This window comes from Pseudomonas caspiana (assembly GCF_002158995.1).
In the GTDB taxonomy this organism is placed as follows: domain Bacteria; phylum Pseudomonadota; class Gammaproteobacteria; order Pseudomonadales; family Pseudomonadaceae; genus Aquipseudomonas; species Aquipseudomonas caspiana.
On record NZ_LOHF01000013.1, the window covers coordinates 153,578 to 170,476 of the forward strand.

Below are 16,899 nucleotides of genomic sequence, written 5' to 3' on the forward strand. Positions count from 1 at the left end.
TGAAGCAACAGCCCAAGATCGCGACCATCACACAACCGTCGGAGAATCCATGATCATCGCCGACCGCCTGCACATTGAAGGCTTGTTCGACACCCACACTTCCACGCTCAGTTATCTGGTCATGGATGTTCAGACCAGACACTGCGCGCTGATCGACAGCGTGCTCGACTTCGATCCCAAATCGGGACGCACGCGCACCGAATCCGCCGATCAGCTGATTGCCCGGGTTCGTGAACTGAACGCCTCGGTGCAATGGATCCTGGAAACCCACGTCCACGCCGATCATGTTTCGGCAGCTGCTTACCTCAAAGACAAGCTCAACGCGAAGATTGCCATCGGCAGCCATATCACAGCGGTGCAAAACGTGTTCGGCGAGCTGTTCAATGCGCCGACTGGTTTCGCCCGTGACGGCAGCCAGTTCGACGTGCTGCTGGACGACGGCGCGACCTTTAACGTCGGCACCCTTGAGGCGCGGGCCATGCACACGCCCGGACATACCCCGGCGTGCATGACCTATGTGTTCGAGGTGGGCGGTGAAAGCGTGGCGTTTGTTGGCGATACGCTGTTCATGCCGGACTACGGCACGGCGCGTTGTGATTTCCCCGGCGCAGATGCACGAACGCTGTATCAGTCGATCCAGAAAATCCTCACCCTGCCCGACTCCACGCGCCTGTTCATGTGTCACGACTACCAGCCTGATGGTCGCGAGTTGCAGTACATGACCACGGTTGCCGAACAGCGCGCCAACAACATCCACATTCGCCAGGGCATCGATGAAAACGAATTCGTGCAGATGCGCGAAGCCCGGGATGCGACGCTGGAAATGCCCGTGCTGATCCTGCCGTCAGTACAGATCAATATGCGTGCAGGTCATCTTCCCGAGCCGGAAGATAATGGCGTGCGCTATCTCAAGATCCCGTTGAATACGCTGTGAGCCAGACCTGTTGCGATGCTTCTGTGGGAGATTCTATGTTTGCCCGCCAGCTGATGTGCCGACGTGGGACCGGCTTTAGCCGGGAAAGCTGCCTTTCAGACGTTACAAATCAAGCGGCTGTCCCGGACTCTTCCCGGCTAAAGCCGGTCCCACGTCATCGGTGATTTCTGTGGGAGCTGGGCTTGCCCGCGATGCAGGCACTGCGATTCGACAGATGGACCAAGTTGCTTTTATCGCGGACAAGCCTCGCTCCAACAGGGGATTGGGTTTGCGGGCGAACATAACATCTCCCACAAGCACTGCGCCGTGTCAGACGCTCGGCGTCGCATCAACCCGAGCTGTATTCTGCAACCCCGCCAATAGCAGCCGCTGATACAACTCCTCTTTCAATCCCTGTGGCTGGTCAAGTTGCATGCGTTCCAGATGCGCCGGGAATGCCTCAGGCTCAGGCGCATCCAGTGTCGCTTTGCCCAGCTCGATGATTTCCGTGAGCTTGAACTTGCTCTCCAGCCAGTGCAGCGCCCGCAGCAGATCGCGCTCTTCGGTGTTGAAGTCGCAACCCAACGGGTATTCGGGAAACAGCTGCGAATACTGCTCAGCGATGGCTTGAAGGCGCTCGGCGGTGTTGTGGGCGAAGCGCGGGTCCAGTTTGAAATCCTTGGGCAGCTTGCCTGCTCGTTGCGCCTGCTCGATCAAGCCCGGCTGAAAGCGCGAGTCACTGATATTGAGCATGGCCTCAATGACCGCTGAATCATTCTTGCCGCGCAGATCGGCAATGCCGTACTCGGTGACCACGATGTCTCGCAGATGCCGTGGAATCGTGGTGTGGCCGTATTCCCAGACAATATTGGAGCTGGTCTCGCCGCCGGACTCACGCCAGCTACGCAGGATCATGATCGAACGGGCGTCTTCGAGTGCATGAGCCTGAGCGACGAAATTGTATTGGCCGCCGACACCGCTCACCACGCGGCCATCCTCTAACTGGTCGGCCACGGCAGCACCCATGAGCGTGACCGTGAACGCGCTGTTGATGAACCGCGCATCGCGTCGTTGCAGACGTTTGAGCTGCTCATCACCGTACAGCTCGTTGATGTAGCTAATGGCGGTCATGTTGAAATCGCCGAGACGCTCCGGGGAAAATTCGCGAAGGCGCTGATAGAAACTCTGCGGCCCGAGGAAGAACCCGCCATGGACCATGATGCCGTCCGTGTAAGCCGACTCGTCGAGGGTGCCATTATTGGCCTCGCGCTGACGCATCGCATCGGGATACACCTTGCGGCGAATGATCCCGGCGTCGACCAGCACCAGCAAGCCGTTGACGAACATCTCGCTGCAGCCGTAAAGCCCCGACACGAAAGGCTCCACGCCGCCCTCGCGATCGATCAGGGTTTGCCAGTCGCTGAGGTTCAGCTCGGCAAGTAATGCTCGGTAGGTGTCGTTATCGGCCTGCCGAGCCAGTAACGCAGCGGTCAGTGCGTCGCCCATTGAGCCAATACCGATCTGCAGGGTGCCGCCATCGCGTACCAAAGTGCTGGCATGCAGGCCGATGAAATGATCCTGAAAACCTACCGGCATATTTGGCGTAGAGAACAACGTGCTGCGTTCTTCTTCATCGATCAGGAAGTCGAAGTCATCGACATCCAGCTCCGAATCGCCCGGCATGTAGGGCAGGTCCGCGTGAACCTGGCCCAACATCAGAATGGTTTCGCCTGCTGCGCGTCGCTTCGCGATCATGGGCAACAAGTCGAGGGTAACATCGGGGTTGCAGCTCAGGCTCAGCTTGCCGGGCCGCTGTTCATCGCGGGCAACCAGTTGCGCGACCAGGTTCAGGCCACCGGCATTGATGTCCCGAGCGGCGTGGCTGTAATTGCTGCTGATGTAATCGTGCTGAGCGGGCGCGCTGTTGAGCAGACTGCCCGGCTGCATGAAGAACTGCTGTACGCGGATATTGGCTGGCAGGCTGTCGCGATGCAGGTCAGAGAGAAATTCCAGCTCTGGATAATCATCAAATACCCGGTCCAGGAACGGTTGCAGGAATCGTCCTTGCAGACCGTCGCCGGTTGGCGGCCGACCGAGACTTAGCGCTGTATAGATCGTTAGCTGCCGCTCGGGCATTTGCTTGATGCGCTCATACAGCGCGTTGACGAACCTGTTCGGTTTGCCCAGACCCAATGGGATGCCCATGTGGATGTGCGTCGGCAACCGGGCGATGACATGAGCGACCGCTTGATCAATGGAGCTGTACTGCGGCATCGGGTCCTCCGGGACTTTTTATTGGATGGGGCAGTTATTCGATGGAGGTTGGACCGGGGCGAAAGCAAGTTTGCTGCAATGGCCAGCGCACATCCTGTAGGAGCTGCCGAAGGCTGCGAAGCATTAATTCTGACACACCGCCTTCGCAGCCTTCGGCAGCTCCTACAAGGTATTCATTTATTCAGAAAGGCCTGATGCAGCTCCGCCAGCGTTGCAAAGTGATACGTCGGCGACTCAGCCTGCAATTCCTCGTGGCTACCAAAACCATAGCCTACTGCCGCAACATCCAGCCCGTTGCGCAGGCCGCCGATCAGGTCGTGTTTGCGGTCGCCGATCATCAGCGTCTGTTTCGGATCGAGTTTTTCTGTCGCCATCAAATGCGCAATCAGTTCGACTTTATCGGTGCGGGTGCCGTCCAGTTCGCTCCCGTAGATCACTTTGAAGTGTCGGGCGAAGTCGAAGTGTCGGGCGATTTCGTGGGCGAATACCCACGGCTTGGACGTCGCGATGTACAGGTTGCGCCCCTGGTCCACCAGCTCATCCAACAGTTCAAATATCCCATCGAACACCAGGTTCTCGTAAAGCCCGGTGACCTTGAAGCGCTGGCGATAAAAACCCACCGCCTCCCACGCTTTGGCTTCGTCAAAACCGTATTGATGCATGAACTGCTGCAACAGCGGCGGACCGATGAAGTGTTCCAGTTGCGCCAGGTCCGGCTCATCGATACCCAGTTGCTTCAGGGCGAACTGGATTGATCTGGTTATGCCCTGGCGCGGATCTGTCAGGGTGCCATCCAGGTCGAACAGGATGTTTTGATAATGCATGCAAACTCCCATGGGGTTTTCGCGATTGGCTGTCTTGCGGCGTTAACGGTAGGAGCGATTCAGCAAGGCTGATCAAAACCTTCGGCCAGATGCAGGTCCTTGAGCTTCACGTAATTGGCGGCGCTGTAGGGAAAGAAGGCGATTTCCTTTTCGGTCAACGCTCGGATTTGTTTCACCGGGCGGCCGACGTAGAGAAAGCCACTTTCCAATACTTTGCCCGGCGGCACCAGACTCCCTGCGCCAATGATCACCTCATCTTCAACCACGGCGCCGTCCATGATCGTGCTGCCCATGCCGATCAGGATGCGATTGCCGATGACGCAGCCGTGCAGCATGACTTTATGGCCGATGGTGACTTCGTCGCCAATCAACAGCGCAAAGCCGTCAGGGTTGAACGGCCCGGCATGGGTAATGTGCAACACACTGCCGTCCTGCACGCTGGTGCGGGCGCCGATACGGATGCGGTGCATGTCACCGCGAATCACCGTCAGCGGCCAGACTGAGCTGTCAGCACCGATTTCGACATCACCGAGCACAACCGCCGAATGATCGACAAAGGCCCGGTCGCCAAGCGCTGGCGTGTGGTTCTGGAACGTGCGAATCGCCACGATAGGCTCCTTCTTTGGCGCTGATAGCTGCGGACCGCGCCGATTGTAATTAAGATGCGTGGGTGTTTCTTCCAGCCAAGGTGCAAAACCGTGAGCGCGAACAACCCTCTTCTGCAATCCTACGACCTGCCACCTTTTTCGGCGATTCGTGCCGAGCATGTCAAACCTGCCATCGAACAGATTCTTGCCGACAACCGCGCCGCGATTGCCGAGATCCTCGCCAGGCAAGGCTCGCAGCCTACATGGGCCGGGCTTGTATTGGCCATGGACGAACTCAATGACCGCCTCGGCGCCGCCTGGAGCCCGGTCAGCCACTTGAACGCCGTGTGCAACAGCGCCGAACTGCGTGAAGCCTACGAGTCGTGCCTGCCTGCGCTGAGTGCCTATTCCACTGAAATGGGCCAGAACCGCGAGCTGTTCCAGGCGTTTGAAGCGCTGGCCAACAGCCCTGAAGCGGCTGGCTTTGATGTGGCGCAGAAAACCATTCTTGAGCAATCGCTGCGTGACTTCCGCCTGTCGGGTATTGACCTGCCGCCCGAGCAGCAAAAGCGCTACGCCGAAGTGCAGAGCAAGCTCTCGGAGCTGGGCAGCCAGTTTTCCAACCAGTTGCTCGATGCCACTCAGGCCTGGACCAAACTGGTCACCGACGAAGCGTCCCTGGCTGGCCTGACCGAATCGGCCAAACAACAAATGGCGGCCGCCGCCAAGGCCAAGGATCTGGACGGTTTCCTGATCACTCTGGAGTTCCCGAGCTACTACGCAGTAATGACTTACGCCGAAGATCGCGCCCTGCGTGAAGAAGTCTATGCGGCGTACTGTACCCGTGCGTCTGACCAGGGCCCGAATGCCGGCAAGAACGACAACGGCCCGGTAATGGAGCAGATTCTCGATTTGCGTCAGGAGCTGGCTCAGCTATTGGGTTTTGCCAGCTTCTCCGAGTTGAGTCTGGCTACCAAGATGGCCGAATCCAGCGATCAGGTGCTGACGTTCCTGCGTGATCTGGCCAAGCGCAGCAAACCGTTTGCTGCCCAGGACCTGCAACAGCTCGAGGCCTACGCTGCCGAGCAAGGCTGCCCGGACCTGCAAAGCTGGGACAGCGGCTTTTATGGCGAGAAACTTCGTGAGCAGCGCTACAGCGTTTCTCAGGAAGCGTTGCGTGCCTACTTTCCGATCGACAAAGTGCTGGGCGGGCTGTTTGCCATTGTTCAGCGTCTTTACGGCATCGAAATCGCCGAACAGAAAGGCTTTGATACCTGGCATCCGGACGTGCGTCTATTCGAGATCAAGGAAAACGGTCAGCACGTCGGCCGCTTCTTCTTCGACCTGTATGCCCGCGCCAACAAGCGCGGCGGTGCCTGGATGGACGGCGCTCGCGACCGTCGTCGTACCGCCGAAGGTCAACTGCAGAGCCCGGTGGCGAATCTGGTCTGCAACTTCACCCCGGCGTCGCCGGGTCAGCCTGCGTTGCTGACGCACGATGAAGTCACCACCCTGTTCCACGAGTTCGGCCACGGTCTGCATCACCTGCTGACCCGCGTTGAGCATGCTGGTGTGTCCGGCATCAACGGCGTGGCATGGGATGCTGTGGAGCTGCCGAGCCAGTTCATGGAGAACTGGTGCTGGGAGCCGGAAGGTCTGGCGCTGATTTCCGGTCATTACCAGACTGGCGAAGCCCTGCCGCAGGACCTGCTGGAAAAAATGCTCGCTGCGAAGAACTTCCAGTCCGGATTGATGATGGTTCGTCAGCTGGAGTTCTCACTGTTCGACTTCGAGTTGCATGCTACCCATGGTGATGGCCGCAGCGTGGCGCAGGTCCTGGATGGCATTCGCGACGAGGTGTCGGTGATGCGTCCGCCTGCTTACAACCGCTTCCCGAACAGCTTCGCGCACATTTTCGCCGGCGGTTACGCAGCGGGTTACTACAGCTACAAATGGGCTGAGGTGCTGTCTGCCGATGCCTTCTCCAGGTTTGAAGAAGACGGCGTGCTTAACGCAGAGACCGGTCGCGCTTTCCGTGAAGCGATCCTGGCTCGCGGTGGTTCGCAGGCACCAATGGTGCTGTTCGTCGACTTCCGCGGACGTGAGCCATCGATTGACGCACTCTTGCGTCACAGTGGCCTGAGTGAGGATGCGGCAGCATGACCGAAACCCCGGTAGTCATTACCAAGAAACGCTTCATCGCCGGGGCTGTGTGCCCGGCGTGCAGCGAGCCGGACAAACTCATGATGTGGAGCGAAAACGACGTTCCCCATCGCGAGTGCGTGGCTTGCGGCTACAGCGACACGCTCAACGAGCAGGGCAATTCGGTGCCGAACGAACTCGGCACGCGAGTCAACAAGATCGCGGTCAAGGCTATCGATCCGAAGGTGCAGGGCGTGCAGTTCTTCCCGAATCCGAAGCTGAAAAAGCCGGTTGATCTGGGCTGAGTTGAAGCCGGTCCCTGTAGGAGCGCGCTTGCCCGCGATTGCGTTGGTCCAGTCGATGAGGGTGTTGTCTGCAAAAACGAATCGCGGGCAAGCGCGCTCCTACAGGTGTTACGCCTTTTATCGGGCAAGCTAGGGATGTAAGGGGTTTATCTTGTACTGTATGCACATACAGCTATAGGAGAAGCCCCCATGTCCCTGATTTTCCCGCCTCGCGGCCGGGGCACGGCCAGCAACCCGCACAATCGCTTCGCGCCCAGCCGCTCATTGGCTGAGGATGACGGCTGGTATCAGGAAGTGCCATTGACCCAAGGCACGCAGGTCACCAGCGAAACCGCCAAAAGCATCATCACCCGCAATAGCTCGCCTGACATTCCTTTCGATCGCTCGATCAACCCCTATCGCGGTTGTGAACACGGCTGCATTTACTGCTATGCACGGCCCAGTCATGCCTATTGGGACATGTCGCCGGGGCTGGATTTCGAGACGAAGCTGATCGCCAAGACCAACGCCGCTGCAGTGCTCGAACAGCAGTTGTCGAAGCCGGGCTATCGTTGTGCGCCGATCACCTTGGGGGCCAACACCGATCCGTATCAGCCCATCGAGCGCGAGTACAAAATCACTCGGGCTGTTCTCGAAGTGCTTCTGCGTTATCGCCACCCGGTGACGATCATTACCAAAGGATCTTTGATTCTGCGGGATCTGGATCTGCTGGCCGAACTGGCGAAGCAGAACCTGATTTCCGTGTTCATCAGCCTGACCACGCTGGACGACGAGCTCAAACGCATACTTGAACCGCGCGCCGCTGCGCCTAAAGCGAGGCTGCGAGCGATCCGTGTGCTGCGCGATGCAGGTGTTCCGGTGGGAGTGTTGTGTGCGCCGATCATCCCGATGATCAACGACATGGAACTGGAAGCCATGCTCACGGAGGCAAAGGCTGCCGGGGCATTGAGTGCAAGCTACGTGATGCTTCGTCTGCCGCTGGAAGTCGCGCCGCTGTTTGAAGAGTGGCTACACGCGCACTACCCGCAACGGGCAGAGCATGTGATGAGCCTTGTCAGGCAAGTCCGCGGCGGTGAGGTTTACGACAGCCGTTTCGGCGTGCGTATGCGTGGCAAAGGCCCGTTTGCAGACCTGTTGGCGCAGCGCTATCGCATGGCGATCAAGCGGCTGGGGCTGAACAGGCGGGAAAGCTTCGATCTGGATTGCGAGGCATTCTGCCCACCGGGTGGGCAGATGTCGTTGTTGTAGCAGATGTCGCAATAGCGAGTTGCAATGCTAAACCCTGTGGGAGCAGAGCTTGCTCGCGATAAGGCTGGACGCGGTTCACTTTAGACACGCGGTGTTCTTATCGCGAGCAAGCTCTGCTCCCACGGATCTACAGGAATCCGGAAGGCGGTATTTCTGCAGAAGAAAATTCAGCGTCTGTACCGGCCTCTTCCCGGCTGAAGCCGGTCCCACGTCATCACTGCTCCCACAGGATCTGGTTCCAGTCCAGATTCAGCTCAGGCCCGCGCCGCCTGCGTCTTGGCGTTGCGCATCTTGATCCGGTAAGCCACTCCAAGAACGATCAGCCACGCTGGAAGCAGGAATACCGACAGCGAGATGCCCGGCGTGAAGTACATGACCACCAGAATGCCCAGCAGGAATACCAGGCACACATAGTTGGTCAGCGGGTAGCCCCAGCTTTGGTACTCAGTGATTTCACCCGCTTCGCGTTTGGCCTTGCGAAATTTAAGGTGGGTGATGCTGATGATGACCCAGTTCAGCACCAGTGCGGACACCACCAGCGCCATCAGCAGCTCAAAAGCTTTGCCGGGCATCAGGTAGTTGATCAGCACGCACAAGCCGGTGGCAGTGGCCGATACGCCCAGCGCCAGTAGTGGCACGCCGCGACGGTTGACCTTGAGCAAAGCCTTGGGCGCATTGCCCTGCATGGCCAGACCGAAGAGCATGCGGCTGTTGCTGTAAACGCAGCTGTTGTAGACCGACAGCGCTGCGGTCAGGACCACGACGTTGAGAATCGTAGCGACCAGATCACTGTCCAGCGCGTGGAAGATCAGCACGAACGGGCTGCCGCCAGTCACGACTTTCTGCCAAGGGTACAGCGAGAGCAGGATTGCCAACGCGCCGACATAGAAAATCAGGATGCGGTAGATCACCTGATTGGTCGCCTTGGGAATGCTGGTTTTAGGGTTTTCCGCCTCGGCAGCGGTGATGCCGACCAGCTCCAGGCCGCCGAACGAGAACATGATGAAGGCCATCGCCATCACCAGCCCGCTGATGCCATTCGGGAAGAAGCCGCCGTATTGCCAAAGGTTGGCAACGCTCGCGTCAGGTCCGCCAGTGCCGCTGGCCAGCAGCCAGGCGCCAAAGACGATCATGCTGATGATCGCCACGATCTTGATCATGGAGAACCAGAACTCCATTTCACCGAAGATCTTCACGCTGGTCAGGTTGATCAGGTTGATGGCGACGAAGAAGATCGCTGCGGACACCCAAGTCGGTGTCTCAGGCCACCAGTACTGCACGTATTGGCCTACGGCAGTCAGCTCGGCCATGCCCACCAGCACGTAAAGTACCCAGTAGTTCCAGCCCGACATGAACCCCGCGAAGCGACCCCAGTAACGATTGGCGAAATGACTGAAAGTGCCTGCGACAGGCTCTTCCACGACCATCTCGCCCAATTGACGCATGATGAAAAACGCGATCATGCCAGCGATGGCGTAACCGAGGATCACCGACGGGCCGGCCATGTTGATGGTGTGCGCAATGCCCAGGAACAGTCCGGTGCCGATAGCGCCGCCCAGGGCGATCAGCTGGATATGCCGATTCTTGAGCCCGCGATGCAGGTGAGCGGCAGATTTTTGTTCATTCATAAAAGGTCCTGGCCCAGGTGAAGATACCGAGTAGATACAAGCCGCCGATTGCCGGCTACGGAGGGCATTTTGCAAAACAGGTGCCACACCTCAGCCTTTGGTTTTTCTCATACGCTGCAAAAGGATGACGCAGGCTACCCGCCATTGGCCAAGCGTCAAGCATAAACTGTTAGGCTTTGCGTCCGAAGCCTTTGAATTCCGACGGATTACCCGACCATGAAAGTCAACGAGATCGACGATTTTGATTTGAAGATCCTGACCCTGTTGCAGGCCAACGGGCGCCTGACCAATCAGGAGCTCAGTGACCTGATCGGGTTATCCGCATCCCAGTGTTCGCGGCGTCGGATCGCTCTGGAGCAAGCGCAGTTGATCCTTGGCTACCATGCGCGGCTGGCCCCGCAGGCTATGAACCTGGAGGTGGTGGCAATGGTCGAGGTCAAGTTGATCAGCCATCGTCCCGAGCATTCGGAAGGCTTTCAGGGTTTTATTGCCAGTGAGGTTGCAATCATCGACGCGTACAAGACAACGGGTGATGCCGACTACAACCTGAAAACCGCAGTGGCCGACCTCGCCAGCCTCAATCAGCTGATGGCCCGGATTTCTGCGACGAATTGTGTTTCGCATCTCAAGACGTCGGTGGTGCTGGAACGCTTGAAGGAAAACAATATCGGGACCGCCTGAAGCAACTCGCACTGTGTTGACTCATTTTCAGGGCTTTGTGTACACGGCTGGTGCGTTTTTGGTTTTCTTATTGCGCGATTCGTGCGTTTTTAAAGCTTTATATGCGTAATCATCATGCTTTGTGTACGATGCGCGCTTGTTGTGTGAGCTTCGGCTGTATTGTCCAATGCTCGCCTACCTCGTTATGTCGCACCCGAGCCCTGCCCGCGCGCTTTTCATCAGGAGTTGTCTGCCATGTTTGCCCACGTTGAGTCCTATGCCGGTGATCCGATCCTGTCGTTGATGGACGCTTATCAAAAGGATCCGAACGCCGAGAAGGTCAATCTTAGTATCGGTCTGTATTACGACGAACAAGGGCAAATCCCGCGTCTGGCCTCGGCAGTGGAAGCCGAGCGTCAATTGCTCGAAGGCAAGCAGCCGCCTTGTGTTTATCTGCCGATGGAAGGCCTTGCTCCTTATCGTCAGGGCGTGCAGGCATTGTTGTTCGGCGAGCAGCACCCTGCTCTGCTGGCCGGGCGCATCGCAACGATCCAGACCGTTGGCGGTTCGGGGGCATTGAAAGTGGGCGCGGACTTCCTGAAGTCGGCTTACCCGGATTCTCAGGTCTGGGTCAGCGATCCGACGTGGGAGAACCACCACGCGTTGTTCGGCGGCGCAGGCTTCAAAGTCAACACCTACCCATATTTCGATGCCGCGACCGGTGGCGTGAAATTCGACGCCATGTTTGCTGCGCTTCAGGATTTGCCTGCGCACAGCATCGTCTTGCTGCACCCGTGCTGCCACAACCCGACAGGCGCGGACCTGACCATTGCCCAATGGGATCAGCTCATTGAACTGATCGAAGCCCGCAAACTGATTCCTTTCCTGGACACTGCTTATCAGGGTTTCGGTGCTGGTATGAGTGAAGATGCTTATGCGATTCGGGCCATGGCCGATGCCGGTCTGACGGTGCTGGTCAGCAACTCGTTCTCGAAAATCTTCTCGCTGTACGGCGAGCGGGTCGGCGGCTTGTCGATCGTCTGCCCTGATGCGGCCATGGCCGACAAGGTATTGGGCCAGCTCAAGGCCACCGTTCGCCGCAACTATTCCAGCCCGCCGAAACATGGCGCGCTGGTCGTGTCCGCCGTGCTTAACGACCCGACGCTGCGCAGCCAGTGGTTGGCCGAAGTCGAGGCCATGCGTCTGCGGATCATCGACATGCGCGTGAAACTGGTCGCAGCCCTCAAGGAAAAAATGCCACAGCGCGACTTCAGCTATATCCTCACGCAGAGTGGCATGTTCAGTTACACAGGTTTCAGCAGTGCACAGGTTGACCGACTGAGAAACGAGCACGCCGTTTATCTGATCAGCAGTGGCCGGGTTTGCATGGCCGGGCTGAACGAGCAAAATCTGCCGAAGGTCGTCGAGGCTTTCAGTAGCGTTTGCGAGGGATAACGACAAAATCAGGGTTGCAGGCCACTCAAATGCCACTAATGCCGTTGGGCTGTAACCCTTGATCCAGAGCGCTACATTCAGTTTCAGTTAAGTTTTGACGGTTAGCCTGTAAATCTGCATCACCCCGTTGGGCGCGGGCAAATGGATTTGGAAGCGATGCCTGTAGTTAGGGTGGCAGCAATAAATCCACATCAATCCGTCAAAGAGGATTAGACATGAGTGACATGGATAAGCAGGTTTCAGCTACGTCGGTAGACGTTAAGCCTGAGGCCGAAACTTCCGACGTAGCGCTGGCTCACATTGTTGAAGGCTTCAAACGTTTTCGCTCTGAAGTTTTTCCTGAGCAGGAAGAACTGTTCAAGAAACTCGCAACGGCCCAGCAGCCGCGTGCCATGTTCATTACCTGTGCCGACTCCCGGATTGTGCCGGAGCTCATCACCAACAGCTCGCCAGGCGACCTGTTCGTGACGCGTAACGTCGGTAACGTAGTCCCGCCTTACGGTCCCATGAACGGTGGTGTTTCCACTGCCATCGAATATGCCGTCATGGCATTGGGCGTTCATCACATCATCGTCTGCGGTCACTCCGATTGCGGCGCCATGCGCGCTGTTCTCAACCCGCACACGCTGGAAAAAATGCCGACGGTCAAAGCCTGGCTGCGACATGCCGAGGTTGCCCGTACTGTGGTTGAAGACAATTGCAGTTGCACCGGCGAAAAAGAAACGATGCACGTCCTCACCGAAGAGAACGTCATCGCGCAACTTCAACACTTGCGTACTCACCCATCGGTAGCGTCGAAGCTGGCCAGCGGCGAGTTGTTCATCCATGGCTGGGTGTACGACATCGAAACCTGTGGCATCAAAGCCTACGATGCCGAAAAAGGTCGCTTCCTGGCGTTGGATGGCGATCATCCGACACCGGTGGCCACGCCGAAGTCTCGCTACTAAAAACGCGACTTTCACCTCGTTCAGACACCTGACGGTGCGCTCAAAGCGCGCCGTGAGGCGTCGTCACGTCTGAAGAATACCGGAGAGTCATCATGGGCCTCGCTCAATTGAAATCCGTTTTGCCCAGAGAGCTTCTCGCTTCCGTAGTCGTTTTTCTGGTTGCATTGCCCTGTGTATGGGGATCGCTATCGCTTCCGGTATGCCACCGGCCAAAGGACTGATCACCGGCATCATCGGCGGCCTGGTGGTGGGTTGGTTGGCGGGCTCACCGCTGCAAGTCAGCGGTCCGGCTGCAGGCCTCGCGGTATTGGTCTTCGAGGTGGTCCGCGAACACGGCATGGCCATGCTCGGTCCGATCCTGCTGCTGGCGGGTGTGCTGCAGATCCTTGCGGGGCGCTTCAAACTTGGTTGCTGGTTCCGCGTCACAGCCCCGGCGGTGGTCTACGGCATGCTCGCAGGTATCGGTGTGCTGATCGTGCTCTCTCAGGCGCACGTCATGTTTGATGGCGGGCCCAAACCGTCCGGTCTGGATAACCTCGTTGCCTTCCCTTCTACCCTGATTCAGGCCATCGGCCCGGGCAGCGGCATGCAGGCAGGTGCCCTCGGTCTGGGTACTATTCTCGTGATGTGGGTGTGGGACAAATTTCGTCCTCAGTCGCTGCGCTTCGTACCGGGTGCGCTGCTGGGTGTCGGCCTGGCGACCTTTGCCAGTATCGCTCTGGCGATGCAGGTCAAGCGTGTGGAAGTGCCGGATAACCTCGCAGAAGCCATCGACTGGTTGCGCCCTGCCGACCTGATGAACCTCGCTGATCCGGCGATTCTGATTGCTGCTTTCGCAGTCGCTTTTATTGCCAGCGCCGAAACCTTGCTCTCGGCAGCCGCGGTAGACCGCATGCATGACGGTCAGCGCTCGGATTTCGATAAAGAGCTGAGTGCCCAAGGCGTCGGTAACGTGCTTTGCGGTCTGGTGGGCGCATTGCCAATGACGGGCGTGATCGTGCGCAGCTCTGCCAACGTTCAGGCGGGAGCCAAGACACGTATGTCGGCGATGTTCCACGGCTTGTGGCTGCTGGCGTTCGTATTGTTGCTGTCCAGCGTGCTGCAAAGCATTCCGGTGGCGAGTCTGGCGGGTGTGTTGGTGTACACCGGTTGCAAGCTGGTGGACCTCAAGGCGTTTCGTGGTCTGGGCCGTTATGGCCGGATGCCGATGTTCACTTACGCGGCTACCGCTGCGGCGATCATCTTCACGGATCTGCTGACGGGTGTACTGGTCGGTTTCGGTCTGACTCTGGTCAAACTGGCGCTGCAGGCTGCGAGGTTGAAGATCAATCTGGTACCCACGGACGTTGAAGGCGAGTTTGAACTGCGCATGGTGGGTTCCGCCACCTTCCTGAAAGTCCCGGCGCTGACCAAAGTGCTGGAGACTATTCCGGCGGGCAGCAAGGTTTATGTGCCGATGAGCAACCTGAGTTACATCGACCATTCCTGTCTTGAGCTGCTGGAAGAGTGGGGTCGCGCCAACGCTGCTCAAGGCTCGCGCCTGATCATCGAATCGCGTGGGTTGAAGCGCAGGCTGGAAGGTCGGTTGACGACGACTACCGGTATCGGGTCAGCGGCCTCGCAAGCTTGAGGTCGTAAGCATCAACTGAACCCGACCCTGTAGGAGCGCACGAGCAACGCGAGGCCGCGATGGCGAACGCTATCGCGGCCTCGCGTTGCTCGTGCGCTCCTACAGGATTTATGGGGTCTTTCTTACCCCCGATCCAGATCCAGCCCAAGCCCCAATTGCCGCGACAGGCACGGCCAGCGTTTCCAAGCGGCTTCGGTGTCCGGGCTGCTCAGGCGGTCGCGGTAGGCTTCTACGGATTCCAGCTCAAAGCTTTCTTCATCAAGCAACTGATCCACCGCGTGATGCACCGCTTCGTCCAGTTGGTTGGCGAATGACTCACCAATCAACTGGTGGGCGATAACGCTGGCGACCACGGTGTTGGAGGGGATCAGCGGGCGGGCGAAATGCTTGATGTAGAGATCATTCACTTCCTCAACCAGCCGATGCGCCAGATAGGCTTCGTCCAGCAGACTGTCCAGGCCTTCGTGGCCGTCCATGATCGCGGGTGGCGCAGTGAAGAAATGCTCAGCGATTTTAAGTACCGGTTTGATCTGTCCTTCGATGCCGGCTTCTACGGCGACTTCATGCGCAGCGTCCAGCAAGTCCGGAACCAGATCGATATAGGCGGTGACGAAGCGCGTCAGCACGCCACGCGCATCGACTTCCGGCAAATGGATGGCTGGGTGCAGGTGCGGTAACTGGGTTTCAAGTTGACGCAATAGTTGGCCAGTCTCGGCCTCGTGCTGGTGGGCACGTTGGATCTGCTCGCGCAAAGCGGCGGTGTTCATGAACGCTCCTGAAGGCGGAAAACCAGGGTACGGAAAGGGAGACCATACGTTAGCCTGCCTCAGCGAAAGGCTAAGACGTATTTGTCATAACAAATTCACATATATGTGCATTGGCTATTAAAAACGCCATTTGCGCCATTACTGCCTCTTTATTTTCGAGGCTGCGCATCTGTGTAGACCATTTTCCGGATTTTGCCAGCGCGTTGCACGCCTTGTGGCCCTGTCTATACTCGGTTCTGACGGAAGTTGGCTGATGACCGCCTGCGCGGCTCTGGTGTAACTGAAGTGGCAGCCTACTCCCCAACCGCCGGTACGAACCTGCGGAATAAGAACAATGGGGAAGCCCGCAATGATGCGACATCCACGAGTCTGGATGTTGCTCCTGTTGTGGTCGGTATTCGATCAGGCGCATGGCGCCTGGACAACGAATATGGCGCCTGGAGCGACACAGGTCAGTAATGCGGTGTTCGATCTGCACATGACCATTTTCTGGATCTGTGTGGTGATCGGCATCGTGGTGTTCGGCGCGATGTTCTGGTCGATGATCGTTCATCGGCGTTCTACCGGGCAGGTCGCGGCGCATTTTCACGAACACACCACCGTCGAAATCCTCTGGACCATCGTGCCGCTGCTGATTCTGGTGGCAATGGCCATTCCTGCGACAAAAACCCTCATCGAAATGTACGACAACACTGAGTCGGATCTGGACATCCAGATCACCGGCTATCAGTGGAAGTGGCATTACAAATACCTGGGGCAGGACGTCGAATTCTTTAGCAATCTGGCGACCACGGCTGAGCAGATTCACAACCGCGATGAAAAAGGTGAGCACTACCTGCTGGAGGTAGACCAGCCGCTGGTAGTCCCGGTTGGGCAGAAAATCCGCTTTCTGGTGACCGGCGCTGATGTCATTCATTCCTGGTGGGTGCCGGCCTTTGCGGTCAAGCGCGACGCCATCCCCGGCTTCGTCAACGAGGCCTGGACCCGCATCGACAAGCCGGGCATTTACCGTGGGCAGTGCACCGAACTGTGCGGTAAGGATCACGGCTTCATGCCCATCGTGGTTGAAGCCAAGAGCAAGGCCGATTACGACACCTGGCTGGCCGGGCGCAAAGAGGAGAGCGCCAGGCTCAAGGAACTGACCAGCAAGGAGTGGACCCTCGAAGAGCTGGTTGCGCGGGGCGACAAGGTCTATCACACCACTTGCGTGGCCTGTCATCAGCCGGAGGGTCAAGGTCTGCCGCCGCTGTTCCCTGCGCTCAAGGGATCAAAAATCGCCACCGGTCCGAAGGACGCCCACCTCAATATCGTGTTCAACGGTAAAGCGGGTACCGCCATGGCGGCGTTCGGCAAGCAGTTATCGGAAGTCGATATCGCCGCAGTGATCACCTACGAGCGCCACGCCTGGGGCAACAACACCAGCGATATGGTCACGCCCAAGGATGTGCTGGCGCTGAAAGAGGCGCAGAAATGAATAACCAACACAAATTCTGTAGGAGCGCACGAGCACCGCGAGGCC

Annotated in this window: 13 protein-coding genes and 1 pseudogene; 9 read left to right on the plus strand and 5 right to left on the minus strand. The window is 58.0% G+C overall.

Going from position 1 to position 16,899, the window contains the following annotated elements:
- The first annotated feature begins 49 nt into the window (after positions 1–49).
- On the plus strand, positions 50–934 hold the full coding sequence (locus AUC60_RS16455) for an MBL fold metallo-hydrolase (RefSeq protein ID WP_087269594.1): 885 nt from the start codon (positions 50–52) through the stop codon (positions 932–934).
- Between the two features lie 309 nt (positions 935–1,243).
- Here AUC60_RS16455 and AUC60_RS16460 read toward each other — a convergent pair whose 3' ends face one another.
- From AUC60_RS16460 to AUC60_RS16470, 3 genes are all read right to left on the minus strand, one after another.
- Positions 1,244–3,187, minus strand: a complete 1,944-nt coding sequence (locus AUC60_RS16460; protein ID WP_087269597.1) for an acetyl-CoA hydrolase/transferase C-terminal domain-containing protein — start codon at positions 3,185–3,187, stop codon at positions 1,244–1,246.
- Between the two features lie 173 nt (positions 3,188–3,360).
- Positions 3,361–4,011, minus strand: coding sequence for an HAD family hydrolase (locus AUC60_RS16465; protein ID WP_087269600.1), 651 nt, complete (start codon positions 4,009–4,011; stop codon positions 3,361–3,363).
- Between the two features lie 59 nt (positions 4,012–4,070).
- Entirely contained in the window at positions 4,071–4,619 is a 549-nt protein-coding gene (locus AUC60_RS16470; RefSeq protein ID WP_087269603.1) for a gamma carbonic anhydrase family protein, read from the minus strand.
- A gap of 54 nt (positions 4,620–4,673) precedes the next feature.
- On the opposite strand from AUC60_RS16470, the gene prlC reads away from it, so the two are divergent.
- From prlC to AUC60_RS16485, 3 genes are all read left to right on the plus strand, one after another.
- Positions 4,674–6,761 carry an oligopeptidase A gene (gene prlC / locus AUC60_RS16475; protein WP_167384362.1) on the plus strand — a complete coding sequence of 696 codons (2,088 nt, stop codon included), beginning with the start codon at positions 4,674–4,676 and terminating at the stop codon, positions 6,759–6,761.
- On the plus strand, positions 6,758–7,045 hold the full coding sequence (locus tag AUC60_RS16480) for a YheV family putative zinc ribbon protein (RefSeq protein WP_087269610.1): 288 nt from the start codon (positions 6,758–6,760) through the stop codon (positions 7,043–7,045). The genes prlC and AUC60_RS16480 overlap by 4 nt, the downstream gene beginning before the upstream one ends.
- 189 nt (positions 7,046–7,234) lie before the next feature.
- Positions 7,235–8,293, plus strand: coding sequence for a PA0069 family radical SAM protein (locus AUC60_RS16485; protein ID WP_087269613.1), 1,059 nt, complete (start codon positions 7,235–7,237; stop codon positions 8,291–8,293).
- Positions 8,294–8,547: 254 nt separating this feature from the next.
- Here the strand turns inward: AUC60_RS16485 and AUC60_RS16490 are convergent, their stop codons facing one another.
- A complete protein-coding gene (locus AUC60_RS16490; RefSeq protein ID WP_087269616.1) occupies positions 8,548–9,921 on the minus strand; it encodes an amino acid permease in 1,374 nt (457 codons plus the stop codon).
- 216 nt (positions 9,922–10,137) lie between these two features.
- Between AUC60_RS16490 and AUC60_RS16495 the strand changes: the two genes are divergently transcribed.
- The 4 genes and pseudogenes from AUC60_RS16495 (at position 10,138) to AUC60_RS16510 (ending at position 14,613) form a co-directional block, all read left to right on the plus strand.
- Positions 10,138–10,602, plus strand: a complete 465-nt coding sequence (locus tag AUC60_RS16495) for an Lrp/AsnC family transcriptional regulator (RefSeq protein WP_087269619.1) — start codon at positions 10,138–10,140, stop codon at positions 10,600–10,602.
- Positions 10,603–10,836: 234 nt separating this feature from the next.
- The gene (locus AUC60_RS16500) at positions 10,837–12,036 is read left to right on the plus strand and encodes an amino acid aminotransferase (protein ID WP_087269622.1); all 1,200 of its coding nucleotides are present in this window, start codon (positions 10,837–10,839) and stop codon (positions 12,034–12,036) included.
- Positions 12,037–12,251: 215 nt separating this feature from the next.
- Positions 12,252–12,983: a carbonic anhydrase gene (locus AUC60_RS16505; RefSeq protein WP_087269625.1), complete on the plus strand. Its 732-nt coding sequence runs from the start codon at positions 12,252–12,254 to the stop codon at positions 12,981–12,983.
- 92 nt (positions 12,984–13,075) lie between these two features.
- Positions 13,076–14,613: pseudogene (locus AUC60_RS16510) on the plus strand (SulP family inorganic anion transporter).
- A 122-nt stretch (positions 14,614–14,735) separates the two neighbouring features.
- Here AUC60_RS16510 and AUC60_RS16515 read toward each other — a convergent pair.
- Positions 14,736–15,380 (minus strand): hypothetical protein, encoded by a 645-nt coding sequence (locus AUC60_RS16515; protein WP_087269628.1) that lies wholly within the window; start codon positions 15,378–15,380, stop codon positions 14,736–14,738.
- 349 nt (positions 15,381–15,729) lie between these two features.
- Between AUC60_RS16515 and coxB the strand changes: the two genes are divergently transcribed.
- Positions 15,730–16,854, plus strand: coding sequence for a cytochrome c oxidase subunit II (gene coxB / locus AUC60_RS16520; RefSeq protein WP_087269632.1), 1,125 nt, complete (start codon positions 15,730–15,732; stop codon positions 16,852–16,854).
- Positions 16,855–16,899: the final 45 nt, after the last annotated feature.